Below are 24,073 nucleotides of genomic sequence, written 5' to 3'. Positions count from 1 at the left end.
TTCCGCTCCTCGGTTCCGCTCGGGCCCCGCTCGGTTCCGCTCAGCTCACCGACAGCCGGAACATCATGTTCCCGAAGCCGACCTGGTCACCCTCGCGGACGACGGCGGCACCGATCACCCGGCGGCCGTTGACGGTCGTCCCGTTGGTGGAGCCGAGGTCACGCAGCACCCACAGCCCGCCCTGGCGGGTCAGCTCGGCGTGCAGGCGCGAGACGGTCTCGTGGTTGAGCCGGAGCCCGCAGGCGGGGTCGCGGCCTATGCGCAGCGGGTGCCCGGTGGCCTGGTGGGGCAGCAGCAGCTTGGGCAGCCGCTCGGCCTGCCAGGCCCTGCGCAGCCGTACCGTGAACCCGGACACCGCCTCGACGGTGCCGAACACCAGTCGGGCGATCTTGTTCTCCTGGGGCAGATCCGCGGTGAGCGCGGCGAGTTCGTCGGGCCGGCGGGCGGCCAGCGCGAGCTCCATGCGACGGATGAACGTGTCGTGCGACAGCCTGCCCATGGCGACGCCGTCACGCAGCACCTTCAGCGCCTTGTCGCGCTCCGCGTCGGACAACCGCGCGGGAAAGGCGGGGAACTCGAAGGACGACGTCACGCAGGTGATTGTCGGTCAGTGAACCCCAGGTGTCCAGGAAACGGGAAACGACCACCACGCGCGCGTACCGCGCGGCACCTGCGCGGAAAGAGGGGATTCGGCGCCGGATCGCCCCCCGGATCGATCTCGGTTGGCGCACCATGGGGGGACTACGTCACGGTGAGCAGACGAAGGGGAACCGTCCGTGCAGTTCGAGGTGTGGGCACCGCAGGCCGGCCGTGTGACGCTCCAGTGCGACGGGGACACGCAGGCGATGGAGCGCGATCCGCGGCGCGAGGGGTGGTGGACGGCCGAGGCGGAGGCGGACGACGGCTCGCGCTATGGGTTCGCCGTGGACGACGGGCGCGTGCTGCCGGACCCGCGCTCGCGGCGCCAGCCGGACGGTCCGCACGGGCTGAGCGCGGTCGTCGACCAGGGGCGCCACACCTGGCGCACGGCGTGGCAGGGCCGTCCGCTCCAGGGGGCGGTGCTCTACGAGCTGCACGTGGGCACGTTCACGCCCGAGGGCACGCTGGACGCGGCCGCCGGGCGGCTCGGGCATCTGGTGGAACTGGGCGTGACACATGTCGAGTTGATGCCCGTGTGCCCGTTCCCCGGGCGGCATGGCTGGGGGTACGAGGGCGTTTCGCTGTGGGCGGTGCACGAGCCGTACGGCGGCCCCGAGGCGCTGAAGCGCTTCGTCGACCGGGCGCACGAGCTGGGGCTCGGGGTGGTGCTGGACGTCGTGCACAACCATCTGGGGCCGGACGGCAACTATCTGCCCGTGTTCGGGCCGTACTTCACGGACACGCATCACACCCCGTGGGGCGTGGCGGTCAATCTGGACGCGCCCGGATCGGACGAGGTGCGGGCGTTCCTGCTGGGCAGCGCGCTGGCCTGGCTGCGGGACTACCGGGTGGACGGACTGCGGCTGGACGCCGTGCACGCGCTGGCGGACACGCGCGCGTACCCGTTCCTGGAGGAGCTGTCCGAGCGGGTGGACGCGCTGGCGGCGGAGCTGGGACGGCCGCTGTTCCTGATCGCCGAGTCCGACCTGAACGACCCGCGGACGATCACCGCGCGCCAGGAGGGCGGGCTGGGTCTGCACGCGCAGTGGAGCGACGACTTCCACCACGCGCTGCACACCGCGCTGACGGGCGAGTCGCAGGGCTACTACGCGGACTTCGCGCGGGCCCCGCTCGCGGCCCTGGCCAAGACGCTCACCGGCGGGTTCTTCCACGACGGCACGCATTCGGGCTTCCGGGGGCGTGCGCACGGCCGTCCGCTGGACCGCGGCCGGGTCGCCGGGTACCGGCTGCTCGGCTACAGCCAGACCCACGACCAGATCGGCAACCGCGCCCAGGGCGACCGGCTGGCGGCCCTGGTCTCCCCCGGCCTGCTGGCCTGCGCGGCGACACTGACGCTGACTGCGCCGTTCACCCCCATGCTGTTCATGGGTGAGGAGTGGGCGGCCGGCACGCCCTGGCAGTTCTTCACCGACCACACCGACCCGGAGCTGGCCGAGGCCGTACGGCGGGGCAGGCGGCGGGAGTTCGCCGCGCACGGGTGGGCCGAGGAGGACGTGCCCGACCCGCAGGACCCGGCGACCCGCGAGCGCTCCTGTCTGGACTGGTCCGAGCCGGAGGCCCAGCCGCACGCGCGCGTGCTGGAGTGGTACCGCGGCCTGATCGCCCTGCGGGCCGAACAGCCCGACCTCACCGATCCCGACCTCGCCGACACCAAGGTGGCCCACGACGCGCGGGCCCGCTGGCTGGCCTTCCGGCGGGGCGACATCCGCGTGGCCGTGAACCTCGCCAAGGAGCCCGCCCCCATCCCGCTGGGCACCCGCCCGGTGCGCGTCCTGGCCGCGTGGGAGCCGGTGGAGGCGCCCGGCGAGGACGGGGTGCTGCATCTGCCCGGGGAGTCGTGCGTGGTGCTGGCGCAGGACTGAGGGTCGCCGAGGGGGGAAGGACGCGGGGCCGGCCCAGGCCGCCGGACCGGCCAGGGCCACGAGACCGGCCGAGGCCACGACACCGGCCAGGGCCACGGGACCGGCCTTGCGGCAGCAGGCACGCACGCAAGCACGCAGGCAAGCACGCAGGCAGGCTCTGGTGCGGCTAGTACGCGTCGTCCTCCGGCAGGTCCTTCTCCTCCTCCGCCGCCGCCCGCAGTTCCGTCACCCGCTCCAGCAGGATGGCCTCCCAGGCGTGCCCCAGCTGGGTGCGCAGCAGCGGCAGCGGGACGGTCGTGTCGCGGCCGTCGAGGTGGGCGGCGAGGCGGATCACCGTGTCGCAGCGGGCCAGCCAGAGGCCGCGCAGGCAGGGGCGGGCGCCGTAGCCGGCGAGGGTGGCGGCGCGGACGGCCGCGGGGGACCCGACGGCGAGGGCGAGGCCCGCGATGTCCTCGGCGGGGTCGCCCAGGACCGCCTCGCCCCAGCCGAGGGCGCCGCGCACCCGGCCCTCGGCGCTGACCACGAGGTGGTCGCCGGTGAGGGAGTGATGGACGAGGACGGCTCCGCCGGGCTGCGCGGCGAGCTGGACGGCCGCGGGCGGGGTGAGCTGGTGCAGCCGGGCCGCGTCGAACTCGTCGGCGGCCGCGATCCGTCCGGCGGCCTGTCCGGCGACGCGGCGCAGCGACTCCAGGGAGCGCGGCGTGGCGCGGGGCACACCGAGCACCTCGGCCTGCCGTGCGGGCACCTCGCGCAGGCCGGTGAGCAGCCCGGCGAGGTCGGCCTCGCCGATGGCCGAGACGTCCTGCCGGTCCCCGGAGCCGCCGGGCACCTTGGTGTCGAGGGTGCAGGCGAGGCCGGGCGCCCATTCGCCCTGGGCCACGCTGATCGGCACGGCGACGGGCATGTGTGCCCGGACCAGGTCCCGCAGCCGCACCTCGCGGCGCAGCCGGATGGTGGCCTCCGGGTCGGGTGCGAGGCGCATCACGTGGCGGGTGCCCACCCACCAGGTGGTCCGTCCCGCGCTTTCGGGAATCGGCCGTACCTCGGGGCCGGCGGGGTCCTTCACGCCGTCCTTGACGAGGGTGTGGACCAGTCTGCGGACGATGTCCGCGCTGGGTGTCGGTGCCTGGGTCATGGTCGCGCCGTTGTCGCTCGGGGGTGTGGTCGGCAGAGGCGGGTGCCGGGCGGGTGCCCGGTCAGTCCACTATGACCATCTCGCGCGTGGTGTCGTTCAGGCGGCGGCCTCCGTCCTCGGTCACGGTGACGATGTCCTCGATGCGCACCCCGAAGCGGCCGGGCAGGTAGATGCCGGGCTCGACGGAGAAGCACATCCCGGGGACGAGTTCCCGTTCCTCGCCCTCGATCATGTAGGGCGGCTCGTGCGTGGTGACACCGATGCCGTGGCCGGTGCGGTGGATGAAGTGCGGGCCGTGTCCGGCGTCCTCGATGACCGCGCGGGCGGCCCGGTCGACGTCCTGGCAGGCCGCTCCGGGCCGTACGGCGGCGAAGCCCGCCTGCTGGGCCTCGCGGACGATGTCGTGGACCCGGCGCTCCTCCTCGGTGGGCTCGCCGACGTGCACGGTGCGGCTGGTGTCGGAGCCGTAGCCGTCCTTCAGGCCGCCGAAGTCGAGGACGACCATGTCGCCGTGCCCGATGACGCGGTCGCCGATCTCGTGGTGCGGGTTGGCGCCGTTGGGGCCGGAGGCGACGATGGTGAAGTCGACCTGTTCGTGGCCGTGTTCGCGCAGGAGCCGGGCCAGGTCGGCGGCCACCTCGGACTCGCGGCGGCCGGCGAAGCGCACCTTCCTGATGTCCTCGAAGGTCGCGTCCGCCGCCGCGCCCGCGGCCGCCATGAGGTCCAGTTCGGCTGCGTCCTTGACGGCGCGCAGCATGGGCAGGGCGTCGGTGAGGGAGGCGTAGGAGGTGCCGGGCAGGGCCTTCTGCAGGCCCAGCAGGTGCATGGCCCAGGCGTTGTCGCTGACACCGAACCGGCCGTCCGGGGTCAGCAGCTCGGCGGTGAGGGCGTAGGGGTCCTTGCCGTCGGTCCAGTCGCGCAGGGTCAGCGCGGGCGCGCCGGTCGACAGGGCGGCGTCGGGGGCCTCCAGGGCGGGAACGACGAGGACGGGGTCGCGGCCGGGCGCGAGGACGAGGGCGGTGAGCCGTTCGGTGGCCGCGGGCGGGGCGTATCCGGTGAGCCATACGAGGTCCGGGCCCGGTGCGACGAGCAGTCCGGCCAGTCCCGCGTCCGCGGCCGCCAGCGCGGCCCGCCCCATCCGGGCCCGGTAGTCGTCGACGGTGAAGGGCGCGGGCGTACGGCCGGTCATCCGGGCCTCCCTGAGCGGACGAAGGGGACTACGGGCAGCATCCTGCCCGCCCGGAGGGGGCGGCGCGAGCCGGTTCGGCACACCACATGGGAAGTTAACGGTTACTTCTTGCCTATCCATTAGCGCTAATGATTTGATCATGTCGATCCATTAGGGCGACGACTGGGGGACACGACACCGTGCTCGTACTCGCACACATCAGCGATCTGCACCTGGACGGCACCACGCGCGCGAGCGAGCGTGCCGAGCGGGTCCGGGACCACCTGTGGGGGCTGCCGGGCCGGGTGGACGCCCTGCTGGTCACCGGAGACATCGCCGATCACGGCGCGGAGTCGGAGTACGAGGAGGCCGCCCGCGTCCTGGGGCTGCGCGACGGCGACGCGCCGTTCCCGGTGCTGACCTGCCCGGGCAACCACGACAGCCGGGCTCCCTACCGCGAGGCGCTGCTGGGCGAGCCCGCCGCCGAGGGGCCGGTCAACAGCGTCCGGGTGCTCGACGGCGCCGCCGTGCTGATGTGCGACTCCAGCATCCCGGGGGAGGACGGCGGAGCCCTGGACGACGAGACGTACGACTGGATCGAGACGACGCTGGACGGACTCGACGCGGACCTGCCGGCGCTGCTGGCGTTCCACCACCCGCCGATCGCCCTGCACCACCCCCTGCCGGACTCCTACCGGCTGGGCGACCCGGACCGGCTGGCCGCGCTGCTGGAGCGCAGGCCGCGGATCGCCGGGCTGATCACCGGCCACGCGCACACGCCCGCCGCCGGCAGCTTCGCCGGGCGGCCGGTCCTCGTGGGGCCGGGCGTGACCTGGACGCTGCGGCTGCCCTGGGAGGGCGAGCAGGTCGCCGACCGGGACGCGCCGGTCGGGCTCGCCTTCCATGTGCTGGACGACGCCGGGGGTCTGACGACCCACTTCCGGGTGGTCGTGTGACGGGCGACCGTGTGACGGGTGACCGTGTGAGGGGTGACCGTGTGAGGGGCAGTCCTGTGACGGATGGCCGCACGACGGACGGCCGCACGACGGACGGCCGCACGACGGACGGCCGCACGACGGACAGTCACGTGACGGACAGTCATGTGACGATGCCCGGGACGACCACGAGCTGCTGGAAGCCGCCGCTCTCGTGACGCACCGTCACCTTCACCTCCTCGCCCGGCCGGGCCCTCGCCACAGCGCGGGCCAGGTCGGCGGCGGTGTCGACGCGCGTGCGGCCGAAGTCGAGCAGCACGTCACCGCGGACCAGGCCCGCCGAGTAGCCGGGCCCCGGCACATGCACGCCGACGACCAGGGCGCCGGGCTTCTCGGCGTCGATCGCCTCGACTCCCAGGGTCGCGCCCTCGGGGGCCGGTGCGGCGGGGGCGGGTGAGGCCGGGCGCGCGGGAGCGGGGGTACGCGGGGCGCTCTGGCGCTGGAGTTCGGCGAGCCGGCTCATGCCGATCACGGTGGCGCCCACGGTGCCGAGGCCCACGCCGGACAGCACCAGAACCACCCCCACGAGCAGGCCGGACAGCAAGGTCATGAGTCGTCGGCCGCGGCGCCGGGCGGCGTGCGGGCGCCGGACGGACACCGGGGCGGTGCCGCCGCCGGGCTCCTGACCGGGCATCGGCTTGGGACGCAGCGCAGTCTGTTCCATGGTTCGCCTCCGGCTGGTGCTCTACCCGGCGCACCGGGCCGTGACGAGCCTCGAACGAGTGAGACTGACCCGCGGTCAACGGCGGGAAGCCTTACCTGTCACCGGCCGGAGCGAGCCGGCCAGCGCGTCGACCGCGTGGGCCGCCGCCCCGCGCGGGGTTCCCGCGAGCAGCAGTTCCGTACGGTGCACCACGCGCGGCGCGACGGGCGGGACCGCGACCGCGCCGGGCACGTCCGTCGCGACCAGGCGCGGCAACAGGGTCAGGCATGTCCGGCGCGGCGAGGGCGGCGAGGACGCCGAGGTCGGTGCCGTCGTAGCACAGGGCCGTACGAGAGCCACGGCCGCCGTCGGCGGTGCGGAGCGGGGTCAGCGGCAGTCCGGCGCCGGGTGCGTCCCCCCAGCGGGCGTCGGCGAGGTCCCCGAGTCCCAGGCCGGGGCGGCGGGCTGGCGGGTGACCGGCCGGCGGCAGGACGCACGTGCCGACCGCGGCCGGGCAGCGGCTGCTGGAGCATGCGGGCCCGCTGCTGCTGTGGTCGCCGAACTCCCCGCCACCCCTTCTTCCTGGCCACGCTGTTCCAGCCCGAGCCGTCCGACGACGGTGACCGGCCGCACCCGGTCGTACGGGCGCTGGGGAGGGCGGCGGTGGAGCGGGCGGCCCGGCGGACGAAGGGTGTTGTCAGTGGGGGCTGTTACGTTCGGTGACATGACCGATCACGCCTCGCGGCTGCTGCGGGAGAACCTCCGCCCGGCCGAGGACCACCTCGCGCCGACGCGCGCGCCCCGGCCGACGCGGGCCGTGTGGCGGCCCACGCGGGTCCGGGCGGGTCCGGGCGGGGACACGGGCGCCGACGTCCGAGCCGTGCCGGCCGCAGGTGAGGCGATACCCGGCGAGCTTCCGCGGGAGGTGGCGCTGAGCCTGCGGAAGCTCACCGGGCAGAGGGCCGAGCGGGTGGCGGGTGTCGGCTGACGGAGGCCGCGACCCGCTCACCGCTCGCGGCGGCAGCGGGCCCGCCAGGGGCTGTCCCCGCGTGGCCGGCCCTCGGGCGACGACGGGAGGGTGGCGACAGCCCTAGCCGACGGGCACGGACAGGGCGGCCGGGGCGGGCGCGTGGTCCGGCCGGAAGCCGTGGGTGCGGCGGGCCAGGTAGTGCGCCTTGTAACGGTCCACATCGCGATGCCAGTTCAGGATGCCGGCCATCCAGTTGCGCAGCGCGTCCACATAGCCCTCCATGGCCTCGCGGTCCCCGGCGGACAGGCGGAAGTCCTCGTACACGACGGGTAGTTCGACGGCGGCCACATGCTCGAACTGCTCCATGCGCTGGTTCATCAGATCGGCGACGATCCGCAGCCCGGTCGGGTAGTCGCAGCCGAAGAAGTTCTGCACGACCAGGATCGCGTTGTGGACCTCGCCCTCGTACTCGATCTCCTTCTGGTACGAGAAGACGTCGTTGAGCAGGCAGGCGAAGTCGATCGCGGCGTTCTCCAGGGAGCGGACGGGGCCGCTGCGGTAGACCTCGGGCGCGATGCCGGGGGCGTGGCCCCTGCGGCACAGGCTGAGGGTGAGGTCGGAGCCGAAGGTGGCGCGGCGCATCTCCAGGTAGTCGACGGGGTCGGGGACGCGGTGGTGCATCTGGTTGGCCAGCTCCCACAGCCAGCTCTCTGTCATCACGTCGACCGAGGCCTTCAGCGTGCGCTTGGCCGCCAGGTCCATGTCCGCCGTGGTGCGCCGCCAGAGGTCGGTGAGGCCGAGCTCCATGGCGTTCACCGGCGGGAGCGGCTCCTCGCCGTCCAGGGGCATACAGGCCGACAGGCGTGCGGTGGTCAGGCGGGCGGCGGCGAGGTCGCGGCGCTGCCCGAAGACGAGCGGGTAGTAGTCGTCGCCGTAGGTGCCCCAGGCGAGCCAGTGGGCGCTGAGGTCGAGGGCCTCCCGGCTGCCGTCGGGGTCGAGCCCGGCCGAGCACAGTGCCAGGTCGCAGGAGTCGAGCTTGTCCTCGTCCCAGATGCCCTCGTTGAGGATGCCCATGCGGTGCGACCAGGCGACCAGGCCGCGGCGGGCCTCTTCGAGCCCGGAGTTGAGGCGCAGCGGGAAGGGCATGCGGATGTCCGGGATCACGGACGGTCCGACCTTCTGGAAGGGCACGTGGCTGTGGGCGCGCAGCCGTTCGGCCCCGGCCGAGGCGAGCAGGGCGTGGATGTCGGCGGCGCCGCCCGGGGGGCGGTTCCAGGGCGAGTCGGAGGTGGCGCGCTCGTTCATGTAGCGGCTGGAGCGCATGTGCCACTCGTGGCCGCCGGACTGCCAGTCCTGGAGTCCCTTGGTGTAGGCGGCGACCGCGGCGAGTTCGTCCGGGGTGAGGCCCTTCTCCAGCGCGACGGCGGGGACCTCGGTGAACGCGGTGTGCTCGAACTGGTGGAGGCGGGAGGTCAGGACGTCGTTGACGGTGTCGGCGGCCTGCTGGGTGGAGCAGCCGAAGAAGGTCTCCAGGACGAGCACGCCGTTGCTGTGCTCGCCCTCCTCCTCCACCTCCCGCTGGTAGGAGAACAGGTCGTTGCGCAGGTGCACGGCGTCGGAGAAGGTCTCCATCAGCACCCTGAGGGGACGGGAGCCCGCGGCGGACGCGGGCACCTCGGCGGTGGCGTATTCCACGAGTCCGGCGGACCAGGGGGCGCCGCCGACCTTGCGGCGCATCTCGATGTACTCGACCGGGTTGGCGATCCGGCCCTCGTTGATGTTGGACAGCTCCCAGAGGGACTCGTTCAGCAGATGCTCGGTGGCCACGGCGAACCGGCGGCGCCAGTCGGCGGACATCGAGGGAACGGTCCGCGTCCACAGATCGGCGAGGCCCGCCTCGACCGGGTTGGTGGGCTCGGGCAGCGGCGTCGACGGATCCATCGGCATGAACAGCGGCAGCCGGTCCAGATAGGCCTTGCCGCCCGCGCGGTCCTGGCTGCGCTTGAAGACCTCCAGGAAGTGGTCGTCGAAGAAGAATACCCACACGTACCAGTCGGTGATCAGCGACAGGGCGGGGCCGTCGCAGTCGGGGTGGGTGTAGGCGCAGAGCAGGCCGTAGTCGTGCGCGTCGAGGTCGGCCTGCTCCCAGATCCCGGAGCCTTCCAGCATGCCCATCTCCCGGGCCCACGCGGAGGAGTGGGCGCGGGCCTCGTCCAGGTGCGGGTTCAGTCGCGCGGGATGCGGCATGTAGAAGTGCGGGAGTTCGAACGGCTGGGTCATGGCCGGGGCCCTACCCAGGGCCCCTCGGACACATCCGTCCGGACGCATGTGATCACACCATCGCGTGAATCTCCGGCGAAACAAGGAACTTCCGGGCCGCCGAGTCCGTCCAGCGCACCGGCCGCCTGAGCCTCGGGCCCGCGCCCCACGCACCCTTGCCGAGCCATGGGCCCGCCGGTCACCTTGGTCGCATGACCTCCTTCACGCTCCCGCACGAGCTGCACGGCGAAGGCGCCCACAAGGTGTTCGCCGTGCACGGCTGGTTCGCCGACCGGTCCGCGTACGCCGCGGTGGTCCCGGACCTGGACCGTACGTCCTTCCAGTACGCGCTGGTCGACCTGCGCGGCTACGGCCTGGCCGCCGACGCCCCCGGCCCCTACACCACCGCCGAGGCGGCCCTCGATCTGGTGGCGCTGGCCGACCGGCTGGGCTGGGACCGGTTCTCGGTGGTCGGGCACTCGATGGGCGGCGCTGTCGCGCAGCGCCTCGCGGCCGTGGCACCGCACCGGCTGCGCCGGATCGTCGGCGTCTCCCCGGTACCGGCCTCGGGGCTGGCGCTGCCGCCGGAACAGTGGGAGCTGTTCGCGGACGCCGCACACCTGCCGGAGAACAGGCGCACGATCATCGACATCACGACCGGCGGGCGCCGCCCGGACGCGTGGCTGGACCGGATGGTGGCCCGGTCCCTCGCGCTCAGCGACCCCAAGGCGTTCCGGGCGTGGCTGGACTCCTGGGCGCTGGACGACTTCCACACGCGGGTGGAGGGGGTCCGACTCCCCGCGCTGGCGGTGGCCGGTGCGCTCGATCCCGCGCTGTCGGCCGAGGTCATGCGGCAGACGTGGATGACCTGGTACCCGCGGGCCGTGCTGCACGAGCTGCCGGGCGCCGGGCACTACGCGATGGACGAGACGCCGCTCGACGTGCTCCGCGTGGTGGAGGACTTCCTGCGCGCGGACGAGCGGGACGGCACCGAGTGACCCTCCCCGTCCCCGACGTCTTCGATCCCCGCCGGTACGCCACCGGCGTCCCGTACGGCGACTACCGCGTGCTGCGCGACCACCACCCGCTCGCCCGGCAGGAGGAACCGGAGGTGCTGGGCTGGCCCGCCGGGCCGGGCTTCTGGGCGGTGACCCGGCACGCGGACGTGGTGCGGGTGCTGAAGGACACCGGGTCCTTCTCGTCGTATGCCGGCGCGACCCAGATCCGCGACCCCGACCCGGAGGACCTGCCCTTCATCCGGCGCATGATGCTCAATCAGGACCCGCCCGGGCACGGCAGGCTGCGCCGGCTGGTCAGCCGGGCCTTCACACCGGGGCGGATCGAGCGGTTCACCGCGGTGGTCGAGGAGCGGGCCCGCACCCTGTGGGCGGGGGCGCTGCGGCAGGCGCGGGAGGACGGCGGCACGGTCGATGTCGTCGCCGCGGTCACCGACGACTACGCCCTGCTCAACCTGGCCGACCTGCTCGGCGTGCCGGAGAGCGACCGCGGGCTGCTGCTGCACTGGACCCAGCGGGTCATCGGCTACCAGGACCCGGACGAGGCCGGGCCGTCGGTGCTGGACGACCGGGGGCAGCCGGTGAACCCGCGCTCGCCCGCGATGCTGCGGGACATGTTCGCCTACGCGCAGCGGCTCGCGGAGTTCAAACGGCGGCAGCCGGGCGACGACGTCATGACCGTGCTCGCGCACGACACCGAACTCGCCGACGCCGAACTGGAGATGTTCTTCTTCCTGCTCACCGTCGCCGGGAACGACACGGTGCGCAGCGCGGCCCCGGGCGGACTGCTGGCACTGGCCGACCACCCGGACGCCCTGCGTGAGTTGCAGGCGGGCAAGCACGAACTTGGCACGTCGGTCGACGAGTTGCTGCGCTGGCATCCGCCGGTGCTCAGCTTCCGGCGTACGGCCGTACGGGACACGGAACTGGGCGGGCACGGCATCCGGGCGGGTGACAAGGTGGTCGTGTTCCACGCCTCGGCAAACCGGGACGAGCGGCTCTTCGCGGACCCCGACCGGCTGGACCTGTCCAGGGCGCCGAACCCCCATGTGTCCTTCGGGGACGGTCCGCACGTCTGCCTGGGCGCGCACTTCGCGCGGCTCCAGCTGCGGGTGCTCTACCGGGAGGCGCTGCGGGAGCTGCCCGGTGGGTGGACGGCCGGCCGGCCCGTGCGGCTGGTCTCCAACTTCATCAACGGCGTCAAGTCACTCCCCCTGTCAGTGACTTGACGCCGTGATCCCCGCCTTCCTCACCCCGGGCCTGGGAGAGGAGGGCGGGGGGCGGGCCGCCGGTGCCCATCCGCACCGGCCGGCCCGCCTGCTCGGGTGACCTCAGAAGGTCAGCTTCCAGCTGTTGAGCGTGCCGATGTCGGCCGAGTAGACGTCCTGGACGCGAAGCTTCCAGGTGCCGTTGGCGACCTCGCTGGAGGCGTTCACCGTGTACGTGGTGTTGACGTTGTCCGCGGAGTCCGAGGAGCTGGAGGACTTCAGGCGGTACGTCGAGCCGTCCGGGGCGACGAGGTCGATGACCAGGTCACCGCGGTAGGTGTGGGTGATGTTCACCCCGACCTGGAGGGCTGCGGGGGCGTTGCCGGTAAGGCCGGTGACGGTGATCGGGGACTCGATCGCCGCGCCGCCGTCCGGGATGGCCACGGAGCCGGTGCTGGAGAACACGGTGCCGGTGCCGGTGCCGCCGGTGACCGCCTGGACGGTCTTGGCGGCGTCGGCCAGACCCGCGCCGCAGCCGCCGGTGCAGGAGCCGGGCAGCGGACGGGCGTTGGTCTTGATGGCCGACTCGATCTGGGCCGGGGTCAGCGAGGAGTTCGCCGACTTCAGCAGCGCGACCAGGCCCGCGATGTGCGGGGTGGCCATGCTGGTGCCCTGGTAGTAGGCGTACGACTCGGTGGACGGCGTCTTGGTGCCGGAGTTCAGCGTGGAGTAGATGCCGTTGGCGGTGCCGGTGCTGGTCTGGCCGCCGGGGGCCGAGATGTCCACCAGGGAGCCGTAGTTGGAGTAGGAGGCCTTGGCGCCGGTGCGGTTGGTGGCCGCGACCGAGATGACGTTGTTGCAGTTGCCCGGCGAGTGGTTCGCCACGTTGTCGTTCTCGTTGCCCGCCGCCACGACGACCGTGGTGCCGCGGTTCACGGCCGCGGTGATGGCCGACTGGGTCGCGGAGGTGCAGGCGCCGTCGCCGCCGAGGCTCATGTTGATGACCTTGGCGACATTGGTGTTGGCGGGCACGCCGGAGACGGTGCCGCCGGACGCCCAGGTGATGGCGTCGATGATGTCGGAGTCGTAGCCGCCGCACTTGCCGAGCACCCGCAGCGGGGAGATCTTGGCGCCGTAGGCGATACCTGCCATGCCCTTGCTGTTGTTGGTGACCGCGGCGATGGTGCCGGCCACGTGGGTGCCGTGCCAGGAGGAGTTGCTGGCCGGGACGCCGGAGCCGCACTCGTTCGCGTTGTACCAGTCGCCCGGGTCTGCCGGGTTGGAGTCGCGGCCGTTGCCGTCCACCGAGACGGCGGTGTCGGAGATGAAGTCGTAGCCGCCGACGATGTTCGCGGCGAGGTCGGAGTGGGTGACGTAGCCGGTGTCGATGACGGCGACGGTCACGCCGGTGCCGGTGCTGGTGGTCCAGGCACCCGGCACGTTCATGCCGGCGGTGGCCTCGAACAGGTCCCACTGCTTGGCGTAGTCGGTGTCGTTCGGGTCGGCCTTGGGCTTGTTCAGGCGGTCCGGGACGACATAGGCGACCTGCGGGTCGGCCTGGTACTCGGCGATGACGTCGGCGACGTCCGTGCGGGTGAGGTCCTCGCCGAGGTCGACGAGGGCGGCACCGGTGCCGAGGCGGCGCTGGAAGTCGAGGCTCTCGCCGGCCTCTTTGCCCTTGGCGACGGCGTCGGCCTCGGCGGCCTTGTTGGACTTGGCCTCGGCGGCGCCGGACTTGTAGCCGACGATCAGGCGCTCGGCGGGGGCGCCCGGGGCGGCCTCGGTGCGGGCCGCGAGGTCGGCGGAGGCGGCCGGGGCGGAGGTGTCCTGGGCCACGGCGACCGTCGCGGTGGCGGCGGTGAAGAGCGCCGCGGACACCGCGGCCGCGGATATGCGTCTCCGGCGGGTGGAGGGAGAAGTACGCAAGGGCTTGCCTTTCGTGGCCGGACTCCGGGCAGCGCGGAGCGGCGGTCGAGCGCTTCGGTGTCGAAGCGGTGGGGGGCTGTTCGAAAAGCGGTGCGCGTTGGCCGGCCAAGGCGTGGTGCACCGACCCGTCGTGGGGGTTACCTGTGGGTCAGCTGTGCTGGAACGATAGGGAACGAGACGTGCGTAGGGGTACAGGGGAAACCCTTGATCAGGCCGGAAACCCACCCTCGCCGTCGGGCACTTGAGCGGGGATGCACCCTTTGGTCCGGCCTTCGCGCGCCAGTTCGCGCCGGGGCGGCGGCGCGAAGCGCGCCTCGTGCCTGGCCGACGGTGAACGCTGCGGGCGCGCGGGCCGTACTGCCCTCGGAAGACCGTACGCCCGACGAGCCGGAGGAGGCCCGCATGCCCGGCGCCCCCACCATCACAGCCGCCCCCACGGCTGCCGCCCCCGCCGGCGCCGCCACCGGCCGGGCCCCAGCCCGCACCAGCACCAGCACCAGCACCAGCACCAGCACCAGCACCGCGAACGCCGCGCACTCCCGCGCCGTCACCGCCAGGGCCCTCGTCCGCAGCCGCGCGGGCGCCTGTACGGCCGCCGCCGTGCTGCTTCCGGCGCTGGTCCTGGCCGCGTCGGTCCCGGCTCATGCGCACGGCGCGCCGACGGACCCCGTCTCCCGGACGGTGGCCTGTTCGCCCGACGGCGGCGAACGTGCACGCTCGGCGGCCTGCCGGGCGGCGGTCAGGGCGAACGGCGGGCCCATCGCCGCGTGGGACAACCTGCGGCTGCCGAACGTCGGCGGCCGGGACCGCCGGACGGTCCCCGACGGCCGGCTGTGCAGCGCGGGACTGCCCGGCTACCGGGGCCTCGACCTGGCCCGCGCCGACTGGCCGGTGACGCGGCTGACGCCCGGTGGCACGGTCACGGTGTCGTACGGCTCGACGATCCCGCACGCCGGGACCTTCACGTTCTTTCTGACGAAGCCCGGCTACGACCCGGCCCAGCCGCTCACCTGGTCCGATCTGCCGGAGCGGCCGTTCGCCGAGGTCCGTGACCCGGCCCTGACGGACGGCGCCTACCGGATGCGCGCGACCCTGCCGGCGGACCGGACCGGGCGGCATGTGCTGTATACGGTGTGGCAGAACAGCAGCACCCCGGACACCTACTACTCCTGCTCGGACGTGGAGTTCGCAGGGGCCGCGAGAACGGCGACGCCGACAGCCGCGGCCGGGGGCACGGCGGGGACCGGGGGCGCGAGCGGGACCGGGGGCGAGAACCCGTCCGGCGCCGGGGCGACCGCCGAGGCCGTGGAGCCGTCCGCGGCCCGCACGCCGGCCACCGCGGAGGAGAACTCCGGGACGGTGAAGGCCCCCGCGGACGGGAGCACGCACGCGCCGGTCGCCGCGACGCCCGTCGCGCAGGCCGAGTCCGGGCCCTCCGCCCCCTGGGTGGCGGGCGGTGCCGCCGGTGCGCTGCTGCTCACCGGCGGCATCACACTCGCCCTGCGACTGCGCCGCGGGGTGTGAACCAGGCTCGGACGGAGCTCAGTTGACGAACACCGCCGCGCCCGCCCGGCCAGCCCCCGCATCCCGATGTGCGGCACGACCTTGAACGACGCCTTCATGGTCAGCGGGATCTGCGCCCCGGCCAGGGCCAGCAGCAGCCCGCCCCAGAGGCGGCCTGAACACGGGCGGCTTCCTGCTCGGCCTGCTCCTCGGGGTCGTCGGCGGCTGCCTGCCCTTCGGCCGGCTGCCCGACCAGGGACCGCGCCGCGACCGAAGGCGCCGCCGCCGTCGGGCACGGGCGGCGGCCGCCGCGCACTGAGCGAAAGGGTCCGCGGGCAGAGACGTACCGCCCGCACGACACGCGCGCACGTCGCTCCCCGCGGACCCACTCCGTCAGGCGGCCGGATCAGCCGAGGCCGGCCGACTTCAGCCAGGCCTTGGCCACATCCAGCGGGTCCTTGTTCTCCAGCTGCACCTGGGAGTCCAGTTCGAGCAGCGTCTTGGTGTCGAGCTTGGCGGAGACCGCGTTCAGCGCGGCGACGCCCTCCTCGGACAGACCGCTCTTGTAGACCAGCGGGGTGACGTTGGCGAACCCGAAGAGGTTCTTCGGGTCCTTCAGGACGACGAACTTCTCCTTGGTGATGGTCGGGTCGGTGGTGAAGACATCCGCGGCCTGCACGGCGTTCTTCTTCAGCGCCGCCTGGGTGAGCGGGCCGCCGGCGTCCAGCGCCTTGAAGGACTTGAACTTCAGACCGTACTCGGTCTCCAGGCCGACCAGGCCCTGCTGGCGGGTCTGGAACTCCGGGGAGCCGCCGATGACCAGCTCGGGCGCGGCGTCCTTGAGGTCGGCGAGGGAGGACTCCTCGGTCAGACCGTACTTCTTCGCGGTCTCGGCGTTCAGCGACACCGAGTCCTTGTCCTCGGCGGGCGAGGACGTCAGCAGCGTCAGCTCGGGGTCGAGCTTGGCCTGGACCGCGGAGTTCACCGCGTCCGCGGACTCCTGCGCGGCCTTGGGGTCGAGATAGGCCAGCAGGGAGCCGTTGTACTCGGGCAGCACGGTGATCGTGCCGTTCTTGAGCAGGCCGTACGTGGTCTCACGGCTGCCGATGTTGGGCTTGTAGTCGACCTTGATGCCCTTGGCCTTCAGGGCCTCGCCGTAGATGTCCGCGAGCAGGGTGCTCTCGGCGAAGTTGTTGGAGCCGACGACGACGGCGTCACCGGCGGGCTTGTCCCCGCCGGCGAGCGGGTCGTCCGCGGCGTCGTCGTCGGACGAACCACAGCCTGTGACGAGCGCCGCCATCACGGCGAACAGGGCGGCGGCCGTGCCGCGTCGTCTCGGACTGGTCCAGCTGCTCTTCACGGTTGCAGTCACAATTCCCGTTCCGGACTTGGAAGTTCGATGGGCAGATCTGGCGTTGACGGCGGGTGCGCGAGGTGCGGGCTCGTACACCCTCGTCGATCCAATCCAGCGGCTTCTCTGTCAGTCAAGAGTGACCAGGTCACCATCTGGCTTCGAAGAGTGACCAGTTGTGTTTGACGGATGAACGAAACGTCATCGCACGATGGCTGGTTGTAACGGACTCTTGACGGGAGCGCACCCGTTCGTCCCGTCAAATGGCGGTAGTCTCCGGGCAGTTGGCACGGACCACAGCAGCCCCTCGGACCTCGTCCGTGCCCCGACACGCCCCGAAGGAGGCGCCGTGTCCCCGAACGAGCGGAGCGCTCTGCGCGGCTTCGCCGACCGGTGGCCGTTCCGCCGCAAGCTCAACGTCCTGCTCGGCGTCCCGCTCGCGGTGATCGCCCTGCTGCTGACGTATCTCGTCACCGATCTGCTCCAGGAGTCCCAGCGGGCGCGGGCCGCGGCCCGGCTGGTGCGCGACAGCACCCAGGTCGCCCGGCTGGTGGACCAGCTGGAGGCGGAGCACCAGCAGGCGGTCCTGCTGTCGGTGCGCCACGAGGCCGCCGAGGGCGACGCCCGGCCCTCCCCCGCCGCCTACCGGGAGGCGCAGGCCGTCGTGGACCGGCAACTGCGCCAGGTGCGCCGGACGTTCGGAGGCCGGCTGCCGGGGACCGAGGCCCAGGCACTGCGCGAGGTCGAGGCCCTGGGCGGCCTGCGCACCACGATCGAGCAGGGCTATCTGCCCGCCGAGAACATCGACCTGGCCTACGCGGGCGCCGGCCGGGGGCTCATCGACGGGCTCGGCCTGAGCCGCGACTCCGTCCTCGCCGCCACCTTCACCGGCGGTCTGCTGGACTCGCTGCTGCGCGCCGGGGCCGCGCACGGCGCCTTCGAGACCGGCGTGTTCGCCGCGGGCACCCGCGACTCCAACGCGCTGATCCAGCTGCTCGGCGCGGTCCGCTCCTACGAGCAGTACACCTACCAGGCCGACCGGTTCACCCTGCTGGCCACCGAGGAACACGCCGAGCGGCTGCGCACCGTCGAGCACAACACCGCCCAGGCCGCCATCGCCCAGCAGTACGCCGAGTTGCAGATCGATCCCAGCGGCCTGCAGGCCGGCAGCCTGTCCGAGGTGCGGGCCGCCTTCCGGCAGGCACTGGCCGCCTACCCCGACTACCGCGCCCAGGCGGGGATCCGGCTCGCCGTCACCACCTCGCTGATCGGCGAGCTCGCCGACCGCACCGACGGCGCCTCGGCGGACGCCCAGCTGCGCGCCGGACTGCTGCTGGGCCTCGCCCTGTTCGGCTGCGCCGCCTGGCTGGCCCTGTCCGTCGTGGTCCGCCGTTCCGTCGTCCGGCCCGTGCAGGCGCTCACCGGGGCCGCCCGGGAGGTGGCCGAGGTCGCCGGGCGCGAACTGGCCCGGGTGGCCGACGACGACGCCGAGGACGACGGCCCGCCCAGACTGCGCGCGATGCCGGTCACGGCCCGCGACGAGATCGGGGACCTCGCCGAGGCCTTCAACCGGGTGCAGACCACGGCGGCCGCGCTGCTGGAACGGCAGGTGCTCAGCCGCCGCAACATCGCCGAGATGTTCGGCCATGTGGGCCGCCGCGTCAGCAACCTCACCACCCGGCAGCTCACCCTCATCGACGCCGTCGAGCGCGGCGAGACCGACCCCGCGCTGCTCGAACGCCTCTACCGCATCGACCACATCGCGGTCCGGCTGCGCCGCAACGCCGACAGCCTGATCCTGCTGGCCGGCCTGCGCGAGACGCTCCTCAACACCGGTCCGACCGAGCTCACCACCGTCGTACGCGCCGCGCTCGGCCAGATCGAGGGCTACCAGCGCGTCGAACTGCACGCCGGGACCGAGGCGCGTCTGAACCCCGACGTGACGACGGACCTGACCCTGATGATCGCCGAACTCCTGGACAACGCGGTGCGGTTCTCCCCCGCGGACACGCCCGTCGAGGTGACGGTCGCGGCCGGTGCCGAGGGGGCGACGATCTCCGTCGCCGACCACGGGCTGGGCCTGAGCCGCGACCGCCTCGCCGAGGAGAACGCCCGTCTCGTACGGCGTGAGCGGGTGGATCTCGTGCCCACGCGGGTGCTCGGCCTGTTCGTGGTCGGGACGCTGGCGCGCCGCTGGGGCATCGGCGTCCGGCTGTCGCGCACTCTGGGCGGCGGCGTCACGGCGGAGGTGACCGTACCGGCGTCGCTGACGGCGACCGGACCGGCCGAGGCACCCGTGCCCGTGGTGCCCGCCGGGGCGGCACCGGCCGACCGGGCGCCGGGGCCCCGCCCGGCGGAGGTGGCGGACGGCGAGGGTCCGCACGACGGCCCGGACGCGCCCGACGGCCGTCCACGCAAGACGGCACCCGGGACCGGGCGCGACGAGCCCGACGCCCGGACCGACGCGTCGGCCCAGCCCGCGCTCCCCCGCCGCGTCCCGCGCCGCGCGGCCCCGGCCGAAACCCCGCTCGTCCCCGGGGCCCGCACCGAGCCGCACCCCGGCCCCGCCCCTGCCGAGGACACCCCGGACGGTCACGACTCCGGCCGGCCCCTGCGCCAGCGGGTCCGGGGCGCGACCCTCGGGACGACCGCCCCGGACGCCGACCGGTCCACCACGTCCGGGGCGACACCACGGGCCGACGCGGACGCCGTACGCAGCGAACTGGAGGAGTTCGAGGCGGCGGTGGCACGCGCCCACCGCGACAGCGCTCGCGACCCCGGCGCACGCGACACCCGCACACGCGACCCCGGCACACGCGACGGCATCGCCCGGGGCGACACCCCGCACCACGACGGCACACCCGCCCACGGCGGGAACCGGCACGGCACGAAGCAGGCCACGCAGCACCGCACGGACCAGCAGGACCCGGACAGGCAGGGCAAGAGCGAGCACAGCACGCACCGGGACAGCGCGCACCCGGGCGACACCCCCGCGAAAGGAGCGGAGCAGTGAGCACGTCGACAGGCGACACCCCGGCCGGAGGGGCCGGGCCGGAGGACCTGCGGGCGGCCGCGGCGGACTTCACATGGCTGCTCAACCGTTTCGCGACGGAGACCGCGGGCGTGGTCGACGCGATCGCGGTGTCCTCCGACGGGCTGCTCATCGCGGTGGCCCAGTTGCGCGAACGCGCCCATTCCGAGCGGCTCGCGGCGATCGTCTCGGGCCTGACCAGCCTCGCGGCCGGCGCGTCGGGCAACTACGGCCTGGGCGCCCTGAACAAGGTCATCATCGACCTGGAGGGCGGCCATGTGCTGGTCTCCGCGATCGGCGCCGGTGCCGTGCTCGGCGTGGTCGCCGACAAGGACGCGAAGCTCGGCAACATCGCCTACGAGATGACCCTGTTCGCCAACCGCGCCGGGGCCGCGCTCAGTCCGCAGCTCGTGCTGGAGCTGAAGAACAGCGTCGGCGTCGCGCAGTCCGGCTGACAGGCGAGAGGAACTGCATCACCATGGCGGCGGACGGCGGCACCCCGAGCGGCGCCCGGACGGCTGGGGTCCCGCCCGAACCGGTCGGGCCGGTCGCCGCCGTACGGCCGTTCCTGGTCACGGCGGGCCGGGTCGCACCCGACGCGGCCGGGCGGCCGATGCCCGTCGAGACCCAGATGGTGGCCACCGCCGACGGGCTCGCCGGGCTGCACCGGCTGTCGTTCGAGCGGCACGACATCGTCGCCGCGTGCCGGCGGCCGCAGTCCATCGCGGAGATCGCGGCACGGCTGCGGCTGCATCTGAACGTCGTCCGCATCCTGGCCGAGGACCTGCGGACGGCGGGCCAGCTGACGGTGCACCTGCCCGACACGGCAGCCGTCCACGACGCGTCCGTCCTGCGCAGGCTCATCGAGGGCCTGCGCGCCATCCCCGACTCCCGAGGGGCACTGCGTGACTCCGACTGAGCAGTCCGGCGGCACCGCCGCGGGGAGCGCCGAGCGCCCGCCGCTGCCGGTGAAACTGGTGATCGCGGGCGGCTTCGGCGTGGGCAAGACCACCGCCGTCGGCTCGATCTCCGAGATCGAGCCGCTGACCACGGAGGCGGCGATCACCGAGGTGGCGGCGGGCGTGGACGACCTGTCCCACACCCCGCGCAAGACCACGACCACCGTCGCGATGGACTTCGGGCGGATCACCGTCGACCCCACCCTGACGCTGTATCTGTTCGGTACGCCGGGGCAGGAACGGTTCGGCTTCATGTGGGACGACATCGTCGAGGGCGCGGTCGGCGCGCTGGTCGTCGTCGACACCCGCCGCCTGGACGACTGCTACGCCGCCGTGGACTACTTCGAGCACCGCGGCATCCCCTTCGCGGTCGGCGTCAACGCCTTCGACGGGCACGTCGAGCACGCTCTGCAGGAGGTCCGCTGGGCCCTGGACGTCTCCGCGGGCGTCCCGCTCGTCGTGTTCGACGCCCGGGACCGCGGCTCGGTGCGGGACGCCCTGCTGGAGGTACTGGAACTGGCGCTGGCCCGGCGCGAGGAGCAGCCGTAGACCTCCCGGCGCCCGGCCGCGGTCCGGGAGCCGCTTTGCGGGGCACACCAAGCCGCACCTCGGCCTGCGGGCACCCCTGGCTCCGGGCGGGCCTAGGCGCTCCTGCGCACTCCCGCGGAGACCGCCAGCCTGCCGATCGCCCAGAACACCGCCAGGGTCACCAGGGCCAGGCCCGCGACCAGGGTGGCGCCGCCGACCACCTTCTCGTAGTCGCGCTGGTAGAGGCCGTCGATGATGTAGCGGCCGAGGCCGCCGAAGCTGACGTAGGCCGCGATGGTGGCCGTGGACACGATCTGCACGGCGGCCGTGCGCAGCCCGCCGAGGATCAGCGGGAGGGCCTGGGGCAGTTCCACCCGGAGCATGATGTCCGGTTCGCGCATGCCCATGCCGCGGGCGGCGTCCACCGGGGAGGGGTCCACGGAGCGCACGGCCTCGTAGGTGGTCACCAGGATCGGCGGTACGGCGAGGACGACCAGCGGGATCATCACCGGCCCCATGCCGAAGCCCAGCAGCATCGTCATCAGCACCAGCAGACCGAAGGTGGGCAGGGCGCGTCCGGCGGTGGCGATCAGCGCGAGGACGTTGCCGCCGCGGCCGTAGTGGCCGGTGACCAGGCCGACCGGCAGCCCGATCGCGGCGGAGAGGGCGAGGGCCTTCAGGGTGTAGCCGATGTGCTCGGCCAGGCGCGTGGGGATGCCGTCGTAGCCGTGCCAGTGGGCGCCGTCGCTGAAGAAGGCGTTCGCGAAGTCGACGATGTTCACCGGGCGTCCGCCTTCACAGCCGGCTTGCGGGTCCCGCCAGGCATCCAGGGGGTCAGCAGGAGTCGTACGCCGACCAGGAGCGCGTCGATCAGGACCGCGAGGGCGGCCATGGTGAGCACGGCGTTCCAGGCGAGCTCCGGCCGGTTGTAGATGGCGGCGTCGTGCAGCAGGTTGCCGAGGGCGCCCTGGTTGCCGATGAGCGTGCCGACGCTGACCAGGGAGATGCTGGAGACGGTCGCCACCCGTAGCCCGGCGATGATCGCGGGCACGGCGATCGGCAACTGCACCTGCGCGTACCGGCGTACGGGTCCCAGGCCCATCGCCCGCGCGGCGGCCAGGGTCTCCGGCGGCACCGAGCGCACCCCGTCGACGATCGCGGGGACGAGCACGACGAGGGTGTAGACGGTGAGCGGGATCATCACCGTCAGCTCTGTCTGGCCGGTGTAGTCGATGAGGACGACGAAGAAGGCCAGCGAGGGGATGGCGTAGAGCACGGTGGTCACGGCCAGCACGGGCGGGTACAACCAGCGCAGTCGCACGCAGAGTTGGGCGAGCGGCAGGGCGAGCAGCAGCCCGGCGAGGACCGGCAGCAGGGCCTCGCGCAGATGCAGCCCGATCAGGCCGAGCCAGCTGTGCTGGAGGTCGCTCGGTATGTCGAAGAAGCGGTTCATCGGGCGGCCTTGGCGTCGGCGCGGCCCGCCGAGTCGGAAGGGCCGGCCTTGCCGGACCGGCTCGCGGAGCCGGAAGGGCCCGCCTCGGCGGCCGTGCCCGCCTGCTCGGAACGGCCCGCGGCGTGGGCGCCCCGGATGGCCTCGCCGATGACCGTCTGCGAGACGACCCCGACGGCCCGGCCCTCGGCGTCCACGGCCACGGCCCAGCCCGTCGGCGACAGCACGGCACAGTCGAGCGCCGCCCGCAGCGAGTCCTCGCCGGAGACGAACGGCCGCCCGTACGGCAGGAGTCGCGCGGGGTCGATCTGCCCGGCGGCCAGGTCCCCGGGTTCGCTCCAGCCTAGCGGGCGGCCGTCCAGGTCGGTGACCAGGAGGTAGGGGAACTCCCCCGTGCCGCGGGCGGCGAGCTGCTCGGCGGTGGAGTCGACGGCCACGATCGGGGCGGACAGCAGGTCCAGCCCCGCGGAGCCGAAGAAGGACAACCGGCGGATGCCTCGGTCGGCTCCGAGGAAGTCCTCCACGAAGGCGTCGGCGGGGTGCGAGAGCAGTTCGGCGGGCGGCGCGAACTGGGCCAGCCGTCCGCCCGTGCGCAGCACGGCGACCATGGTGCCCAGCTTCACCGCCTCGTCGATGTCGTGGGTGACGAAGACGATCGTCTTGCCCAGCTCCGCCTGGAGGCGCAGGAGTTCGTCCTGGAGCTGCTTGCGCACCACGGGGTCGACGGCGGAGAACGGCTCGTCCATCAGCAGCACGGGCGGGTCGGCGGCCAACGCCCGTGCCACGCCGACGCGTTGCTGCTGGCCACCGGAGAGCTGATAGGGATAGCGGCGGGCCAGGGCGGCGTCCAGGCCGACGCGTTCCATGAGTTCGCGGGCCCGGTCCCGGGCCTTGGCCCGGCCCCAGCCGAGCAGGCGGGGCACGGTGGCGATGTTGTCGAGGATCGTGCGGTGCTGGAAGAGGCCGGCGTTCTGGATGACGTACCCCATGGACCGGCGCAGGGTGTTGACCGGCTGCTGCCGGATGTCGGCGCCGTCGAGGAGGATCGCGCCCTCGGTCGGCTCGACCATCCGGTTGATCATGCGCAGGGTCGTCGTCTTGCCGCAGCCGGAGGGGCCGACGAGGACCGTGACCGCGCGGTCGGGTATCTCCAGGGAGAGCCGGTCGACCGCCACCGTGCCGTCCGGGTACCGCTTGGTGACTGCATCCATCCGTATCAAAACGCGGATACCTTCCGGTGGTTGGGCAGCGGGGCCGTTGCCGGAAGTCTAGACGGCGAGTGTGGCGGCGGTGTGGCGGTGCGGGGCGTGGTGCCGGACGGCGTCGCGCTCGGGCCGCGCGTCGGGTTGTGGCTAGTGGCGCTCGGGCCGCGGGTCCGTCGTGGCTTGTGGCGCTCGGGCCGCGGGTCC

General features: G+C 73.4%; 21 protein-coding genes. 10 read left to right on the top strand and 11 right to left on the bottom strand.

The genetic code is table 11. The features are described 5' to 3' along the window. Nucleotides 1–40 precede the first annotated feature (40 nt). Nucleotides 41–592: a DUF1707 and FHA domain-containing protein gene (locus ABZZ79_RS08615; protein ID WP_356687887.1), complete on the bottom strand. Its 552-nt coding sequence runs from the start codon at nt 590–592 to the stop codon at nt 41–43. 184 nt (nt 593–776) lie between these two features. Here ABZZ79_RS08615 and treZ point away from each other — a divergent pair, with 184 nt between their 5' ends. Then, the gene (treZ, locus tag ABZZ79_RS08610) at nt 777–2,522 is read left to right on the top strand and encodes a malto-oligosyltrehalose trehalohydrolase (RefSeq protein ID WP_356687885.1); all 1,746 of its coding nucleotides are present in this window, start codon (nt 777–779) and stop codon (nt 2,520–2,522) included. 166 nt (nt 2,523–2,688) lie between these two features. On the opposite strand, the gene ABZZ79_RS08605 is transcribed toward treZ, so the two are convergent. Next, nucleotides 2,689–3,657, bottom strand: coding sequence for an aminoglycoside phosphotransferase family protein (locus tag ABZZ79_RS08605; RefSeq protein ID WP_356687883.1), 969 nt, complete (start codon nt 3,655–3,657; stop codon nt 2,689–2,691). A 61-nt stretch (nt 3,658–3,718) separates the two neighbouring features. After that, nucleotides 3,719–4,846, bottom strand: a complete 1,128-nt coding sequence (locus tag ABZZ79_RS08600; protein WP_356687881.1) for an aminopeptidase P family protein — start codon at nt 4,844–4,846, stop codon at nt 3,719–3,721. A gap of 179 nt (nt 4,847–5,025) precedes the next feature. On the opposite strand from ABZZ79_RS08600, the gene ABZZ79_RS08595 reads away from it, so the two are divergent. Continuing rightward, nucleotides 5,026–5,781: a phosphodiesterase gene (locus tag ABZZ79_RS08595; RefSeq protein WP_356687879.1), complete on the top strand. Its 756-nt coding sequence runs from the start codon at nt 5,026–5,028 to the stop codon at nt 5,779–5,781. Nucleotides 5,782–5,923: 142 nt separating this feature from the next. On the opposite strand, the gene ABZZ79_RS08590 is transcribed toward ABZZ79_RS08595, so the two are convergent. Further along, complete coding sequence (locus ABZZ79_RS08590; protein WP_356687877.1) at nt 5,924–6,484, bottom strand: PDZ domain-containing protein; 561 nt, start codon at nt 6,482–6,484, stop codon at nt 5,924–5,926. A gap of 75 nt (nt 6,485–6,559) precedes the next feature. After that, nucleotides 6,560–6,739, bottom strand: a complete 180-nt coding sequence (locus tag ABZZ79_RS08585) for a hypothetical protein (RefSeq protein ID WP_356687876.1) — start codon at nt 6,737–6,739, stop codon at nt 6,560–6,562. A gap of 448 nt (nt 6,740–7,187) precedes the next feature. Between ABZZ79_RS08585 and ABZZ79_RS08580 the strand changes: the two genes are divergently transcribed. Then, nucleotides 7,188–7,451, top strand: coding sequence for a hypothetical protein (locus ABZZ79_RS08580; protein WP_356687874.1), 264 nt, complete (start codon nt 7,188–7,190; stop codon nt 7,449–7,451). Between the two features lie 102 nt (nt 7,452–7,553). Here the strand turns inward: ABZZ79_RS08580 and cyc2 are convergent, their stop codons facing one another. Continuing rightward, nucleotides 7,554–9,713: a germacradienol/geosmin synthase Cyc2 gene (cyc2, locus tag ABZZ79_RS08575; protein ID WP_356687872.1), complete on the bottom strand. Its 2,160-nt coding sequence runs from the start codon at nt 9,711–9,713 to the stop codon at nt 7,554–7,556. A gap of 191 nt (nt 9,714–9,904) precedes the next feature. Here cyc2 and ABZZ79_RS08570 point away from each other — a divergent pair, with 191 nt between their 5' ends. Both ABZZ79_RS08570 and ABZZ79_RS08565 read left to right on the top strand, forming a co-directional pair. Next, nucleotides 9,905–10,690 (top strand): alpha/beta hydrolase, encoded by a 786-nt coding sequence (locus ABZZ79_RS08570; protein WP_356687870.1) that lies wholly within the window; start codon nt 9,905–9,907, stop codon nt 10,688–10,690. After that, entirely contained in the window at nt 10,687–11,937 is a 1,251-nt protein-coding gene (locus tag ABZZ79_RS08565) for a cytochrome P450 (RefSeq protein WP_356687868.1), read from the top strand. Before ABZZ79_RS08570 ends, ABZZ79_RS08565 begins: the two co-directional genes overlap by 4 nt. 102 nt (nt 11,938–12,039) lie before the next feature. On the opposite strand, the gene ABZZ79_RS08560 is transcribed toward ABZZ79_RS08565, so the two are convergent. Beyond that, a complete protein-coding gene (locus ABZZ79_RS08560; protein WP_356687866.1) occupies nt 12,040–13,842 on the bottom strand; it encodes a S8 family serine peptidase in 1,803 nt (600 codons plus the stop codon). Nucleotides 13,843–14,244: 402 nt separating this feature from the next. Between ABZZ79_RS08560 and ABZZ79_RS08555 the strand changes: the two genes are divergently transcribed. Continuing rightward, nucleotides 14,245–15,366 (top strand): lytic polysaccharide monooxygenase, encoded by a 1,122-nt coding sequence (locus ABZZ79_RS08555; RefSeq protein ID WP_356687864.1) that lies wholly within the window; start codon nt 14,245–14,247, stop codon nt 15,364–15,366. Nucleotides 15,367–15,751: 385 nt separating this feature from the next. Here ABZZ79_RS08555 and ABZZ79_RS08550 read toward each other — a convergent pair whose 3' ends face one another. Further along, the gene (locus tag ABZZ79_RS08550; protein ID WP_356688268.1) at nt 15,752–16,645 is read right to left on the bottom strand and encodes an ABC transporter substrate-binding protein; all 894 of its coding nucleotides are present in this window, start codon (nt 16,643–16,645) and stop codon (nt 15,752–15,754) included. 400 nt (nt 16,646–17,045) lie between these two features. On the opposite strand from ABZZ79_RS08550, the gene ABZZ79_RS08545 reads away from it, so the two are divergent. Genes ABZZ79_RS08545 through ABZZ79_RS08530 form a run of 4 tightly spaced genes read left to right on the top strand, consistent with a single transcriptional unit; the run spans nt 17,046 to nt 21,235 of the window. After that, nucleotides 17,046–19,709: an ATP-binding protein gene (locus ABZZ79_RS08545; protein WP_356687862.1), complete on the top strand. Its 2,664-nt coding sequence runs from the start codon at nt 17,046–17,048 to the stop codon at nt 19,707–19,709. After that, on the top strand, nt 19,706–20,182 hold the full coding sequence (locus ABZZ79_RS08540) for a roadblock/LC7 domain-containing protein (protein WP_356687860.1): 477 nt from the start codon (nt 19,706–19,708) through the stop codon (nt 20,180–20,182). Before ABZZ79_RS08545 ends, ABZZ79_RS08540 begins: the two co-directional genes overlap by 4 nt. A 23-nt stretch (nt 20,183–20,205) precedes the next feature. Further along, the gene (locus ABZZ79_RS08535; RefSeq protein WP_356687858.1) at nt 20,206–20,646 is read left to right on the top strand and encodes a DUF742 domain-containing protein; all 441 of its coding nucleotides are present in this window, start codon (nt 20,206–20,208) and stop codon (nt 20,644–20,646) included. After that, on the top strand, nt 20,633–21,235 hold the full coding sequence (locus ABZZ79_RS08530; RefSeq protein ID WP_356687856.1) for an ATP/GTP-binding protein: 603 nt from the start codon (nt 20,633–20,635) through the stop codon (nt 21,233–21,235). Before ABZZ79_RS08535 ends, ABZZ79_RS08530 begins: the two co-directional genes overlap by 14 nt. Before the next feature lie 92 nt (nt 21,236–21,327). Here ABZZ79_RS08530 and ABZZ79_RS08525 read toward each other — a convergent pair whose 3' ends face one another. From ABZZ79_RS08525 to ABZZ79_RS08515, 3 genes are read right to left on the bottom strand one after another with little or no spacing between them, the layout of a single operon-like run. Further along, a complete protein-coding gene (locus tag ABZZ79_RS08525) occupies nt 21,328–21,996 on the bottom strand; it encodes an ABC transporter permease (RefSeq protein ID WP_356687854.1) in 669 nt (222 codons plus the stop codon). Next, nucleotides 21,993–22,667, bottom strand: coding sequence for an ABC transporter permease subunit (locus ABZZ79_RS08520; RefSeq protein WP_356687852.1), 675 nt, complete (start codon nt 22,665–22,667; stop codon nt 21,993–21,995). Before ABZZ79_RS08520 ends, ABZZ79_RS08525 begins: the two co-directional genes overlap by 4 nt. Then, nucleotides 22,664–23,884, bottom strand: a complete 1,221-nt coding sequence (locus tag ABZZ79_RS08515; protein ID WP_356687850.1) for an ABC transporter ATP-binding protein — start codon at nt 23,882–23,884, stop codon at nt 22,664–22,666. Before ABZZ79_RS08515 ends, ABZZ79_RS08520 begins: the two co-directional genes overlap by 4 nt. Nucleotides 23,885–24,073 lie beyond the last annotated feature (189 nt).

Source organism: Streptomyces sp. NPDC006458, from assembly GCF_040612135.1.
GTDB lineage: Bacteria > Actinomycetota > Actinomycetes > Streptomycetales > Streptomycetaceae > Streptomyces.
This window is presented reverse-complemented; position numbering and strand designations above follow the sequence as displayed.

Excerpts from the sequence above, each read along its gene's own strand:
- ABZZ79_RS08605 (WP_356687883.1), bottom strand. The coding sequence starts at position 3,657 with ATGACCCAGGCACCGACACCCAGCGCGGACATCGTCCGCAGACTGGTC.
- ABZZ79_RS08600 (WP_356687881.1), bottom strand. The coding sequence starts at position 4,846 with ATGACCGGCCGTACGCCCGCGCCCTTCACCGTCGACGACTACCGGGCC.
- ABZZ79_RS08590 (WP_356687877.1), bottom strand. The coding sequence starts at position 6,484 with ATGGAACAGACTGCGCTGCGTCCCAAGCCGATGCCCGGTCAGGAGCCC.
- ABZZ79_RS08580 (WP_356687874.1), top strand. The coding sequence starts at position 7,188 with ATGACCGATCACGCCTCGCGGCTGCTGCGGGAGAACCTCCGCCCGGCC.
- cyc2 (WP_356687872.1), bottom strand. The coding sequence starts at position 9,713 with ATGACCCAGCCGTTCGAACTCCCGCACTTCTACATGCCGCATCCCGCG.
- ABZZ79_RS08570 (WP_356687870.1), top strand. The coding sequence starts at position 9,905 with ATGACCTCCTTCACGCTCCCGCACGAGCTGCACGGCGAAGGCGCCCAC.
- ABZZ79_RS08555 (WP_356687864.1), top strand. The coding sequence starts at position 14,245 with ATGCCCGGCGCCCCCACCATCACAGCCGCCCCCACGGCTGCCGCCCCC.
- ABZZ79_RS08550 (WP_356688268.1), bottom strand. The coding sequence starts at position 16,645 with ATGGCGGCGCTCGTCACAGGCTGTGGTTCGTCCGACGACGACGCCGCG.
- ABZZ79_RS08535 (WP_356687858.1), top strand. The coding sequence starts at position 20,206 with ATGGCGGCGGACGGCGGCACCCCGAGCGGCGCCCGGACGGCTGGGGTC.
- ABZZ79_RS08520 (WP_356687852.1), bottom strand. The coding sequence starts at position 22,667 with ATGAACCGCTTCTTCGACATACCGAGCGACCTCCAGCACAGCTGGCTC.